The 13,662-nt window shown below is 37.7% G+C and carries 7 protein-coding genes and 3 pseudogenes; 6 read left to right on the top strand and 4 right to left on the bottom strand.

The window, feature by feature from the left end:
* The first annotated feature begins 30 nt into the window (after positions 1-30).
* Entirely contained in the window at positions 31-1,803 is a 1,773-nt protein-coding gene (locus FOC32_RS03945) for an alkaline phosphatase D family protein (RefSeq protein WP_005233285.1), read from the top strand.
* A 44-nt stretch (positions 1,804-1,847) separates the two neighbouring features.
* Here FOC32_RS03945 and FOC32_RS17180 read toward each other — a convergent pair.
* A pseudogene (locus FOC32_RS17180) lies at positions 1,848-2,060 on the bottom strand (hypothetical protein); the annotation flags it as partial.
* A gap of 70 nt (positions 2,061-2,130) precedes the next feature.
* Between FOC32_RS17180 and FOC32_RS17245 the strand changes: the two are divergent.
* A pseudogene (locus FOC32_RS17245) lies at positions 2,131-2,220 on the top strand (IS982 family transposase); the annotation flags it as partial.
* A gap of 16 nt (positions 2,221-2,236) precedes the next feature.
* On the opposite strand, the gene ppk1 reads toward FOC32_RS17245, so the two are convergent.
* Positions 2,237-4,315, bottom strand: coding sequence for a polyphosphate kinase 1 (ppk1, locus tag FOC32_RS03940; RefSeq protein ID WP_005105077.1), 2,079 nt, complete (start codon positions 4,313-4,315; stop codon positions 2,237-2,239).
* Between the two features lie 393 nt (positions 4,316-4,708).
* Here ppk1 and FOC32_RS03935 point away from each other — a divergent pair, with 393 nt between their 5' ends.
* The 4 genes from FOC32_RS03935 (at position 4,709) to FOC32_RS03920 (ending at position 12,513) form a co-directional block, all read left to right on the top strand.
* The gene (locus FOC32_RS03935) at positions 4,709-7,171 is read left to right on the top strand and encodes an ExeM/NucH family extracellular endonuclease (RefSeq protein WP_200004097.1); all 2,463 of its coding nucleotides are present in this window, start codon (positions 4,709-4,711) and stop codon (positions 7,169-7,171) included.
* A 128-nt stretch (positions 7,172-7,299) separates the two neighbouring features.
* Positions 7,300-8,444 (top strand): IS3 family transposase gene (locus FOC32_RS03930; RefSeq protein ID WP_122959112.1). Its coding sequence is split into 2 segments (ribosomal slippage): positions 7,300-7,564 and positions 7,564-8,444, totalling 1,146 coding nucleotides; the frame shifts between segments, so codons are not numbered across the junction.
* 305 nt (positions 8,445-8,749) lie between these two features.
* The gene (locus tag FOC32_RS03925) at positions 8,750-10,660 is read left to right on the top strand and encodes a bifunctional metallophosphatase/5'-nucleotidase (RefSeq protein ID WP_005105082.1); all 1,911 of its coding nucleotides are present in this window, start codon (positions 8,750-8,752) and stop codon (positions 10,658-10,660) included.
* Positions 10,661-11,368: 708 nt separating this feature from the next.
* Positions 11,369-12,513 (top strand): IS3 family transposase gene (locus FOC32_RS03920; protein WP_416378059.1). Its coding sequence is split into 2 segments (ribosomal slippage): positions 11,369-11,633 and positions 11,633-12,513, totalling 1,146 coding nucleotides; the frame shifts between segments, so codons are not numbered across the junction.
* A gap of 60 nt (positions 12,514-12,573) precedes the next feature.
* Here FOC32_RS03920 and FOC32_RS03915 read toward each other — a convergent pair.
* Together FOC32_RS03915 and FOC32_RS03910 are read right to left on the bottom strand one after the other, a co-directional pair.
* Positions 12,574-13,074: pseudogene (locus FOC32_RS03915) on the bottom strand (glycosyltransferase); the annotation flags it as partial.
* Between the two features lie 172 nt (positions 13,075-13,246).
* Positions 13,247-13,660: a hypothetical protein gene (locus FOC32_RS03910; protein WP_004278363.1), complete on the bottom strand. Its 414-nt coding sequence runs from the start codon at positions 13,658-13,660 to the stop codon at positions 13,247-13,249.
* Between the last annotated feature and the right edge of the window lie 2 nt (positions 13,661-13,662).

The following is a 13,662-nucleotide window of genomic DNA, read 5'->3' as shown; positions in this document are numbered from 1 at the left end:
AGAACAAAAAACCCACAATAGCAAGCTGTTATGACTAAAAAAATATCCAGACGTGAACTGCTTAAGACCTCCATTGCAGGCTTCGGTGCTTTGTCTTTACCCATATCTTTGACCGCTTGTGGCAGTGATGAGGATGCTTCAGATCAAGCTCAGGCACATCCTAAAGTCGCTTTTAAACATGGGGTGGCCAGTGGTGATCCCTTACAGGATCGGATAATTCTATGGACACGCTTAAGTCCGGAAGATGAAAACCTGCGTTATCAGGTGCAGTGGGAAATTGCTGCCGATCAGGATTTTCGCCAGATAATCAATACAGGACAAGTTGAAACCAGTCGGTCGCAAGATTTCACGGTTAAAGTCGATGCGGATCGTCTATCGGCAGGGCAAACTTATTTTTACCGTTTTAAGTGTGCATCGGTATATTCATCTGTCGGTCAAACCAAAACTTTAGCCACGCAAAGCAAGCTGGTGCAATTTGCCGTTTGTTCATGTTCCAATTATCCAGCCGGATATTTTCATATCTATCAGGAAATTGCCCAGCAAGACCTAGATGTGGTGATTCATTTAGGGGATTACATTTATGAGTACGGGATGGGTGGTTATGCGACTGAACAGGCTGCAGCATTAGGCCGAAGTCTGGCTGCAGATAATGCTGAGGAAATCATTAAACTGGAAGACTACCGCAAGCGTTATGCCTTGTATCGAACTGATGCGGACTTACAAGCAGCACATCAGCGTCATCCATTTATTGTGGTCTGGGATGATCATGAGCTGACCAATGATACCTGGGAGCAGGGTGCGGAAAATCATGATGTTTCAGAAGGTGATTTTTTTGCACGTAAGCTGGCTGCTTTGCAGGCCTATTTTGAATGGATGCCGATTCGTCCAGTGTCTGAAAAAGATCATTTGAATATTTATCGCCAGTTTAATTTTGGTGATCTGGTTCAGCTGAATATGCTGGATACTCGTATTTTGGCGCGTAACAAGCAATTGCAATATGCTGACTATCTTACCGCGACAGGACTAGATGTCAATAAATTTCAGACAGATTTGCTCAATCCGACGCGTACCTTGTTAGGACATACACAACGTGAATGGATACTGAAACAACTCAGCCAATCGAATGCCGTCTGGAATGTGCTGGGTCAGCAGGTGCTGATGAGCAAGATGCTAATTCCGGCCGAAATTCTGGCTGTTTTGGGGCAGATCACCAGTGGTCAGGCCACTGCAGATGTGTTGCTACAAGTGCGTCAGATGCTGACAGAACTGGTAGGCCTAAAAATACGCTATCTGCAAAATGATCCAACTTTGACAAAGGCAGAATTAGCCAGAATACTGACTGTTGTGCCTTATAATCTTGATGCCTGGGATGGGTACGTCGTGGAGCGTGAGGTGATTTATACGGCTTGTAAACAGCTGAATAAAAAACTGATTGTACTTGCAGGAGATACCCATAATGCCTGGAACTCCACTTTGAGAGATCAAGCCGGCAGTACAGTCGGGGTAGAACTAGCGACCAGTTCAGTTTCATCACCGGGTATGGAGAAGTATTTGCAGATTCCCTTAGCCCAGTTACAGGAATTTGAAATGGCATTTACTACGCTAATTGATGAGCTGAATTATTGTAATTTGAATCAACGCGGATACTTGAGTGTTGCATTTACCCCGGATCAGGTACAGGCGAACTGGATTTTTATCGATAGCATCCAGAATCGTAGTTATCAGGTTGATCAAAGCCGTGCGTATCAGCTTCAATTAGATCATGAATTAAATGAAATCAAACCGTTAAAGCAAACTGCCTAAGCTGCTTAGAGTTTAAATATCCGGGCCAATGCCCGGATATTTTTTTATAACATTTCATCCCTATAGCTATCAATATCCAGATGTTTGATCGTATTTGCAATACTGATGCTCATATTTTAGTAGCCGCGTATATAATCCGGCAAAGTGAATTAATTGCTGTTTTAGTTCGGCATACCGAGGATCATGGCTTGAATAAAAACGTAATTTTAGTCGTAGCAGGCAGGTTTTTTATAAGCCCAAAAACAGATTTTATGTAATGGGAACAAAAATCATGGCAGCCAAGGCCCAAGGAATTAAGAGCTTGGCTTTGTCCCTGATTCCGCGGATTTTAATTTGGGGATTTACGCATTGTTATGTGCATATCAACTCACCCATCAAAATAAGCCAAAAATTCTAATTATAGAATCAGTGGCTTAAACAGGATTCGGGTTAATTAAGATGTATGGTTTAATAAGTGCTGTTGTGCGATATACATGGGCTTATCCAAACTTGGTGTACATTGAATCCATGTTCCATCTGCTTGAAGCTCCCATGCACGGCGGTTATCTTGAAGATAATTCATTAAGCCATCTTGCAGAATTTGTTTACGAAGTTTTTTATCTTCGATTGGGAAACAGGTCTCGATGCGAGAGAATAAATTACGCCCCATCCAATCTGCACTGGCGCAATAAAGCTTGTTTTCGCCCTGATGGTAAAAATAATAAACCCGGGTATGTTCTAAAAAACGTCCCACAATTGAGCGGACTCGAATATTTTCAGAAAGCCCTTTCACCTGTGGGCGTAAGCAGCAAATTGAACGGACAATCAAATCGATTTGAACGCCCGCTTTAGATGCCCTATATAGGGCATCAATTAGTTGAGGTTCAGTTAAGGCATTTACTTTAATAATAATCTGCGCTTTTTTGCCTGCTTTGCTATTTTCAGTTTCAGTTTCGATGAGTTCAATCAATTGAGAATGCAGAGTAAATGGTGCATGAAAAAGTTTTTTCAATTTGACCATTTTCCCCATGCCTGTGAGCTCCTGAAAGACTTTATGGACATCTTCACAAATATCAGCATCACTGGTCAGTAGTCCATAATCAGTATAGATTTTGGCATTCATTGCATGATAGTTACCTGTGCCTAAATGAACATAACGTTTAATTTTGTCTATTTCACGACGCACGATCAGAATCATTTTGGCGTGGGTTTTATAGCCAACGATCCCATATACAACAACCGCCCCAGCTTCTTGTAATAGATTGGCAACTTCGATATTTGACTCTTCATCAAAGCGAGCACGTAATTCAATCACTGCTGTGACTTCCTTACCATTTCGTGCCGCTTCAGCAAGGACTTGCACAATTTCAGAATGTACACCACTCCGATAAAGGGTTTGTTTTATGGCTAACACATGTGGATCATGGGCTGCCTCTTTCAGTAGCTTAATGACCGGAGCGAAAGAGTGAAAAGGGTGATGTAATAAAACATCTCCGGTTTTTAATACCTCAAATATGGATTTTTTCCCATACAACACTTTCGGTAATTTTTGTACATGGGGAGGAAAACGTAACTCTGGCAAATTGAAGTTCGATATAAAGCGCGCCAGATTAAGCGGGCCGTCAATACGATAGAGTTGCTCTTGCTTAAGATCAAATTGTCCAAGTAAATAATCAATAATATTTTCAGGGCAATTTTTAGTCACCTCAAGTCTTACAGCCCGACCAAAGCGCCGTGAGGATAGTTCATCTTTTAAGGCAATTGCTAAGTCTTCAACATCTTCTGAGATAGTTAAATCTGCATTACGTGTGACCCGAAATTGATAACATCCAGTGGTGGTTACCCCTGGAAATAACTCATGAAGATGTTGCTGAATAATGGCTGAAAGTAGAATGTAGTGTTCATCCTCGCCAGAAATACTATTAGGTAACTTTACTAATCTAGGTAATGATCGTGGTGCGGGAACAATCGCCAAATCAATTTTTCGTCCAAATGCATCTTTACCTTCTAGGGTTACAATGAAATTTAGACTTTTATTCACTAGCCGAGGAAAGGGGTGGGCTGGATCTAAACTGATAGGTGTGACCACAGGTCGAACTTCATTATGGAAATAGTCCTTAATCCATTCTTTATGTTTTTCGAGGATGTCACCATACTGAATGAAATGAACACCATGTCCTTGCAGTTGTGGTAAGAGATTATAATTAAGTATTTTATACTGTTCTTCGACAGCTTCGTGTGCAAGTTTGGAAATGGTGGTGACTATATCTGAGAGGAGTGAGTTATCTGGACGAGCTCTAGCATGATCTGAAAGTTCAATTTGTTGCATTAAACTGGCAACTCGTATTTCAAAAAACTCATCCAGATTACTTGAAAAAATAATTAAAAAATTTAATCGTTCAAGTAAAGGGTATTCAGTATCTTTCGCCTGTGCCAACACCCGCTTATGAAACTCAAATAGTGAGAGCTCTCTATTTATATACTTTTTTAACGGATGTGATGAAGAGTTTGAAGACACATTTAAGGTAGTCATTTATGGCTCTTATAAAGTCAGATTGCAGCGCTGAAGGAAGCTAATAGAAAATTCTTTAAAGCCTTTGAAAGAGGTTAATTGACTCTTTGTAAATAAAAAAATGACTAATTCTGTAGAAAGGCTAAGAATTAAACTTTATTCAACTAAGTATTCTGTGACTGTTTCATGACATATTTATGACATCGTACTGTATTGTTATTTCATCTGGGTAATATTCAGACTTTTATCTGAATTTAGAAGAAAAGGGGCAACGTTGATTTAAACCGGGACAACTTGGGGGCTTAATGAGAAAAATTCTAGAAAAGCGATTTCACTAAAACTGTCATCAGTTATTCATAGTGATGTCATGTATAAAAACTAAGCTATTTTGAATTTTAACAACTGTTCAAAATCATTATGAATATAAAACCAAAAATATTGAGTTTAAGTTTAATACTTATGGGGTGCTCGTTTTCTGCACATGCACAATTAATGTTTAGTCAGTATATAGATGGTACATCTAATAAAAAGGGTTTGGAAATCTATAACCCTGACAGTTTAACAGTGAACTTAGCTGATTATGAGATTCAACAATTTACTAATGGTTCAACCACGAAATCTGCGACTTTTCAATTAGAAGGTTCATTGGCAAGTAAAGCAAAATACATTATTGGTCGAACAGAGTTGCAGGCAGTAATTGGTAATAAAGTCAATCAAGTGGCAGGACTTGCATTTAATGGAGATGATACCTTGGTCCTGTTTTATAAAGGTACTCCAATAGACCGTTTTGGTCGTGTGGGAGAGGATCCAGGTACTGGTTGGGGAGTGGGTTTTAGTAGTTATCAAAATAGTTTGTCACGTACTAAAACTTCAAATAATGTAACTTCAATTGATCCTGCAACAGCATTTGAGTTAGAAAGCGAATGGTCTAAATGGTCTGATCGAAATGAGTTTTCCCAGTATTTAGATACAAGCGCGCCTATAACCTCCCCCGTTACTCCTATCAGTTGTAATACAGCAGATACGGCGATTGCGGACCTACAATCTGCCGCAGAAAATCAACCATATGTTGTTCGTGGTGTTATTACCGCAGACTACCGTTATGACAATGGTTTTTCTGGTTTTTATATACAAACGCCCGATAGTAAAGCCAAATCCAATTTAAGTAATGCTATTTTTGTCTATCTTCCTGCAAGTAGTAAAATCACTGGAGGAAAAGTAGGTGAAGAGGTTATTTTAAAAGGTCGTTTAACCTCATATCAAAACCAACTCCAAATAGATCAACTTGATCAAAATATTCAAACCTGTCATACACAAGCATCCAATACAGTCACGGCACAGGCACTTAATTTACCGTTTACCAGTTTGACGGAGATAGCAGGAAATGTACCTAAACGCTATCAAGGGATGCTGGTTAAAATCCCACAAACTTTAACGATAAGTGAAAATTACAATTACGGTCGTTATGGTGAGCTATCTTTAAGTTTAGGTCGCTTGTATATTCCAACTAATCTATATCCTGCAAAATCTGCTGAAGCAGTTGCATTAGCCCAGCAAAATCTGCTTTCTAAAATTATCTTGGATGATGGCTATAATAATCAAAATAGAACACCATTACTTCCGCAAAACTTCAATGCCATAAATACATTAAGAACAGGTTCTGAACTGAAAAATGTTGAGGGGATTTTAGAATATCGTTTTAATGCATGGCGAATTCAACCGATACAGGGGAAGGTACAACCTGAAATTATCAAGGATACTAATTTACGTCCTTCAACGGTGATTCCAAAAGATGTTAAACAAATTCGCGCTGCGGCTTTTAATGTCTTAAATTATGATAATGGTTCAGAAAAAGGTTTCCCAACAGAACGTGGTGCAAGCTCAGAAACTGAGTTTAAGAAGCAACATCAAAAAATTGTCAGTGCTTTAAAAACAATTGATGCCGATGTGTATGGGTTAATGGAAATCGCAAATAATGGTTTTGATGATAAAAGTGCAGTGGCATACTTATCGCAAGCCTTAGGTGCAGACTGGAAATATGTCATTCCAACCCAAATGACAAAATTAGGTACAGATGCAATTGCAGTTGCGATTATCTATAACAGTAAGCGCGTAAAACCTGTAGGTGAGCCTGCAGTTTATGATGATCAGACTGAAAAGAACCGTGTCACCATGGCGCAAAGTTTCCAATCTGTAAATGGTGGAAAAATATTTACGATAGTACCCAATCACTTAAAGTCGAAAGGCAGTTGTCCTACCGATAAAACTCTGGCCGATGCTGATCAGGGTGATGGTCAAGGTTGCTGGAATGCAACACGTTTAACTGCAGTACAAGAACTTATGCAGTGGATTGCAAAAAATCCAACACAAGTGGCTAAACCAAATTATTTGCTGGTCGGTGATATGAATAGTTATGCTAAAGAAGATCCGATTTTAGCATTAGAAAAAGCCAATTATAAAGTCTTGCTCAATGACGAAAAAATTGGACAAGGTAAAACAGCCTATAGTTATGTATTTGGTGTTGCAAGTGATGCCAATGGCAATGGGGGCGCAGGAAACCTAGACCATGCAATTGCTGATGCAGACTTATATCCAATGGTGAAACGCGCTTTTGCTTGGCACATCAATGCTGATGAGCCGACGGCCTTAGACTATAACGAAGAATATAAAACAGATGAGCAAATTGCAGCATTCTATAGCGATGATGCATTCCGTTCTTCCGATCATGATCCTGTAATTGTTGATATGGATTTAAACGAAAATATATCGAGTAATCCTGATACAGGAAAAATAAGCGGTGGCAGCATGGGGATCTGGTCAATGTTAACCTTAACGGGCCTCGTTTTAGTTTCCATGATACGCAGACGTAAATTTTGATATGAGTTCATCGACTGTAAATTAAGAAAACTGACGAAATAAATTTAATCTAAGAGATGGATCCGGAAATTTGAACAACTCCTATAAGTGATACTCTGCTCCTCAAATGATGTTATAAACATCAATATATGGAGTATTTTATGGCACGTAGACCAAGAAGAAATCATTCAAACGACTTTAAGGCTAAGGTAGCACTTGCTGCGATCAAAGCAGAAAAAACACTTGCTGAATTGAGTTCTGAGTTTGATGTTCATCAAAACCAAATTATTGACTGGAAAAATCAATTGATCTCAGCTTCCTCACAAGCTTTCGATCAATCAAAAGCTCCATCAGAACCTCCCATTGATCTTAAAAAGTTACATGCAAAAATCGGTGAGCAGGCATTAGAAATTGATTTTTTAGAAGGTGTGTTGAAGAAACTGGGCCGCTTCAACCACAAAAGTTAATCGATCACTCACTTCAGATTTCAGTATCTAAACAAGCTAAGTTACTGAAAGTCTCTCGTGGTTGTTATTATTATCGCCCAAAACCTGTTAGCTCATCAGATCTGAAGCTGATGCGATGTATTGATGAATTACATATGCAATATCCTTTTGCAGGCAGTCGTATGATGCGTGATTTGTTGAATCGTCAAGGGCATCATATAGGACGACGTCATACACGTACTTTAATGAAGAAAATGGGTATTCAGGCGTTATATTGCAAACCAAATTTAAGCCAGGCTAATCAAGCTCACCGTAAATATCTATATCTGCTCAAAGGATTGGCTATTCAGCGCAGTAATCAAGTGTGGTCTACGGATATAACGTATATCCCTATGGCAAAAGGCTTTGTTTATTTATGTGCTGTGATTGATTGGCATAGCCGCAAGGTACTTGCGCATAGAGTATCGATTAGTATGGAGGTTACATTTTGCATAGAAACATTAAATGAAGCTATTGAAAAATATGGTCGACCTGAAATATTTAATACAGACCAAGGCAGTCAGTTTACCAGTGATGCATTTATTGATGTATTGAAATCAAATGGCATTCAAATCAGTATGGATGGTAAAGGTCGATGGGTAGATAATGTGATGGTTGAACGATTATGGCGGAGCGTTAAATATGAAGAGGTGTATCTCAAAGCCTACAGCAATGTTTTGGATGCGAAGAAGCAATTAAACGCATATTTTGAATTTTATAATTTGAAACGACCTCATTCGAGTCTGGACAAAATGACTCCAGATGAGTTTTACTATGACCAGCTACCACAACAAAATAAGGTAGCTTAACTAGAGCAGAGTATCACTTATAAATAAGCTTTTAGTTGTTCAAACATGTGGAACCACCTCTTCTATAAGGGGAAATTTCATATTTCTTCTTATTTTATTGAGTGCTTAAAAAATTAGCCAAGCAATAATCAAACATATGCTTATTCAAAATTTATAATTTAAGCTTGGGGCATGAAATGAAAAGTTCCCTAATGGGATAACTTAACCATTTGTTAAAAAACAATTAGAAAAAATAGTGAATGTCATGAATTTTAAACAGCAGACCTACATGATGTTTGTTTAAATTATAATCAGGTGGGGTGGTCATGTCTTTTAATAATAAACTAACTAGGTATTCGGGTTTTACATGCAGTTTATTAGTTTCTAGTATGTTTTTAACTGGGTGTAATAATGATAGTAAAGAAAATACGAATATAACGCCTGTTATTCCTCCTAAACCGCTGGAAGTCAATTTAGTACATATTAATGACAGTCATTCACATTTGGATGAGGAAAGTACTATATTAATGCTTGAAACTTCGATGGGTAAACGTGAAGAAATACAAGTCTCTAATGGTGGTTTTGCACGCGTTGCTGCGTTGATGAATACTTTGGCAAGCACTGAGAAGAATCCAATAAAAATTCATTCAGGTGATGCCATTACTGGGGACCTCTATTTTACTTTGAAAGAAGGTGAAGCAGAGGCAGATCTCATGAATAGTGTTTGTTTCGATACGTTAACGCTAGGTAATCATGAATTCGATAATACGGATGATGGCTTAAAAAAATTTATTGGATTCTTAAATGATAAAGGTAATTGTGAAAATAAAACCCAAGTCTTGAGTGCAAATGTCGAGTTTGGAAAAACTTCAGCACTATACCAAACTAACCTTGTTAAACCTTATACAGTTATGGAAAAAGAAGGGCAGAAAATTGCTTTAATTGGTTTAACGATTGCCAATAAAACTAAAAATGCTTCTCGACCAAATCAAGATACTGTATTTAATGATGAAGTAGTTACTGCACAAAAATATATTGATGAGCTAAAACAGCAAGGCATCAATAAAATTATTGTTCAATCTCATTTAGGGTACGGGTTAGAAAAAGATTTAGCCACTAAATTGTCAGGCGTTGATGTCATTGTTGGCGGAGATTCTCATACCTTGCTGGCAGATGCGAAACTTAAAAGTTACGGTATAAGCCCAGAGGGTGACTATCCCACTGTATTAAAAAATAAAGATGGTGATCAGGTCTGTGTTGTACAGGCATGGCAATATAGTTATGTCGTCGGACAACTCAAAGTCAACTTTGATGCCGATGGTAAAATTGAAGCATGTGCAGGAAAAGCCAATGTATTGATTGGCGATGATTTTAAACGTACAGCTAAAGATGCTCCAGCATTGATGAGTACGGAACTAGATTCTATTAAGCGAGATATTGAAAATAGTAACTCCTTACGTATTGTACAGCCTGATGCTATAGCTTTAAGTATTTTAGAACCGTATAAAGTCGCTAAAAACTTATTAGGCAAAGAAAAAGTTGCCATTGCTAATGATAATTTATGCTTACGTCGTGTTCCAGGAATGACCAAAGATACATCACGTTCTAGTTTAGGTGATGTCTGCAATAAAGCAGATTTTATTAATCAGCATGGGGGTGATGTACAGCAGCTGGTTGCCGAAGCATTTCTACAGCAAGGTAAAAAATATTTTAATGCAGATATTTCAATCCAAAACGGAGGAGGGGTAAGGGTAGATCTGCCTCAAGGTGATATTACGGTAGAGAAAATTTATACAGTGCTGCCATTCAAAAATACCTTAGTACAATTAAATGCAACTGGCCAAGAAATTAAAGCAGTGCTGGAAGATGCCATGGATGCTGTTACGAGTAATAACACAGGCAGTTATCCATATGCGGGTGGACTACAATGGGATGTAGATTTAACTAAGGCAAAGGGTCAGCGTTTATCCAATTTAAAGGTTCGAAATGCACAAGGTCAATATCAGCCATTAAATATGAATCAGACCTATCAAGTAATTACCATCAACTTTCTGGCTGATGGTCAGGACTTTTACACAAGCTTTAAAGACATTACTGGTGAGCGTCGTATAGATGTGGGATTAGATTATGCAGAAGCATTTTTGCAGTATGTAGAAGGGTTACCTGGTGAAAAAGGGCAAAAGGCCTTGTCCCGATTGCCAGTTGAGCAATACAGCACGCAAAATTATAAAGAATAAAAAGGATTTATTGATAAAAGATAAAAATTTTGGCTCAGACCGATCCATAGTTTTAAAAAAAAGAAGCTCCATTGAGCTTCTTTTTTTTAAAACTATGGATTAGAGAAATATTACTTTTTAAATTTTCATTCAAATTAATTTAAAAGGGGAAATAACTATTCCGATTCGTAAAGCGTATATTTGGTCTATATAGTACAATGGAAGTTGATTACATAGTTTTTGCTGGAAAATCTAAGGTTTGTCGTAATTTTTTGAAAGACGTTAAGTGATATTTAAGAATCAAATAAACTATTTTCATCATAGTGAAATAATTTGATTTTATATTTAGTGCAAATAAATAATACTGAATAATTAGTGATACAGCGCAAATTGATCTGTTTAATTTGGGAGAGTTAAACAGATTTTTTTCTTGAAAAAAATATCTAATCCCTAGCCGAAATTGTTACGGCACTAACAGCCCCGTCAAGTTATTGAGCGGGGTTTTTCTTTTCTTATTGGTGGTACACATGGATGCAGTCAATGCAAAGAGAACCTTAAATAAATTACACAATGAGTGAAAGAGATATGAAAACTTTGAACCGACATTTATAAACAGCTAACAGGTGATCACTATTGATGATAATGATGCCTAGAGAGATGGATCCGTAAATTTGAACAACTCCTATAAGTGATATTCTGCTCCTCAAATGATGTTATAAACATCAATATATGGAGTATTTTATGGCACGTAGACCAAGAAGAAATCATTCAAACGACTTTAAGGCTAAGGTAGCACTTGCTGCGATCAAAGCAGAAAAAACACTTGCTGAATTGAGTTCTGAGTTTGATGTTCATCAAAACCAAATTATTGACTGGAAAAATCAATTGATCTCAGCTTCCTCACAAGCTTTCGATCAATCAAAAGCTCCATCAGAACCCCCCATTGATCTTAAAAAGTTACATGCAAAAATCGGTGAGCAGGCATTAGAAATTGATTTTTTAGAAGGTGTGTTGAAGAAACTGGGCCGCTTCAACCACAAAAGTTAATCGACGACTCACTTCAGATTTCAGTATCTAAGCAAGCTAAGCTGCTGAAAGTCTCCCGTGGTTGTTATTATTATCGCCCAAAACCTGTTAGCTCATCAGATCTGAAGCTGATGCGATGTATTGATGAATTACATATGCAATATCCTTTTGCAGGCAGTCGTATGATGCGTGATTTGTTGAATCGTCAAGGGCATCATATAGGACGACGTCATACACGTACTTTAATGAAGAAAATGGGTATTCAGGCGTTATATTGCAAACCAAATTTAAGCCAGGCTAATCAAGCTCACCGTAAATATCTATATCTGCTCAAAGGATTGGCTATTCAGCGCAGTAATCAAGTGTGGTCTACGGATATAACGTATATCCCTATGGCAAAAGGCTTTGTTTATTTATGTGCTGTGATTGATTGGCATAGCCGCAAGGTACTTGCGCATAGAGTATCGATTAGTATGGAGGTTACATTTTGCATAGAAACATTAAATGAAGCTATTGAAAAATATGGTCGACCTGAAATATTTAATACAGACCAAGGCAGTCAGTTTACCAGTGATGCATTTATTGATGTATTGAAATCAAATGGCATTCAAATCAGTATGGATGGTAAAGGTCGATGGGTAGATAATGTGATGGTTGAACGATTATGGCGGAGCGTTAAATATGAAGAGGTGTATCTCAAAGCCTACAGCAATGTTTTGGATGCGAAGAAGCAATTAAACGCATATTTTGAATTTTATAATTTGAAACGACCTCATTCGAGTCTGGACAAAATGACTCCAGATGAGTTTTACTATGACCAGCTACCACAACAAAATAAGGTAGCTTAACTAGAGCAGAGTATCACTTATAAATAAGCTTTTAGTTGTTCAAACATGTGGGACCACCTCTTCATGAAAGGCCGAGTGAAAGCCACTGGAAACAGGAATCTGTAATGAACGCGCCAGTTGGAGCATAGCAAAACCCAAAGGCCCTTCAGTGACTATATGCACAATGTCGACTTGGGCTTTTTTTAAAGCTTTACTGAGTTTGATCAGTTGCGGCCAGCCAAATTGTAAACCTGAATATTTAGGAATCGACTGCGCTCGAACCAAACACTCTTGATCAGGTCGAAAATCCTGACAACTTTCGGACTGTTCTGGGCGTATTAAAAAAATGGAGTTGCCTTGTTGCTGCAAGCCCTTACACAGTTGCAATAAAGAATGTGCAACACCATTAATTTCTGGCGCCCACGTATCTGTCACAATGGCGATTTTTAGAGGGGGCCGGATTAGTGTTTGAATTGAATAGTTATGTTGAAATTTAGGATTGAGGTTCTGATTTTTGAAAGAAAATTTGAATAATTTATTCGATCGTTGTTCAAACTGCGTTGGATAATTGAGCAGATTCATTAAACACTCTTATATCGTTATATTTTATTCAATCTTAGAACACACATGTGAATATTTTATGACCACAATAAATTAATGAAAACCCGCTTATTAACATACTTATAAATAAAAAGTCCAAGAGTCACATATGAAATCTTGGACTAAAATAATGAATACTGCATATCCATTCTCTTTAAAAAATTATATCAACAGAAACCCTATCTTTATACACACCTGCAGGCACACCATTATAGGGATTATCTTGCAGTTGAACGGCAATTACATATTTCTGTCTTTCAGATGGTGCTTGTCTTAATTGAACCCCCCATAAATTTTGCCCAGCACCTTGCAAATTTAATTGGGTCCGCAACTTATAAGGCCCATTGGAAACATAGCTTGTTCCACTTGCATTGGTAAGGTTTTCGCTGTTAAAAACAATCGAATAACCTTGATCACAACGCACATTAAATGAAGTTGCAGCTTGACTATGCCTATAACTACTTAATCGCATATTTGAGTTTGAAAAACCATCAATTGCACATTGTTGTGTTGCTTGTGCTGATGTTGCCATCCACGCACTCAACACCAATATTATATATTTTTTCATAA

Origin of the sequence: Acinetobacter sp. FDAARGOS_724, assembly GCF_013364475.1 — a bacterium.
In the GTDB taxonomy this organism is placed as follows: Bacteria; Pseudomonadota; Gammaproteobacteria; order Pseudomonadales; family Moraxellaceae; genus Acinetobacter; species Acinetobacter variabilis.
The sequence above is the reverse complement of the archived record's forward strand: the minus strand, read 5'-3'. Positions and strand labels throughout refer to the sequence as shown.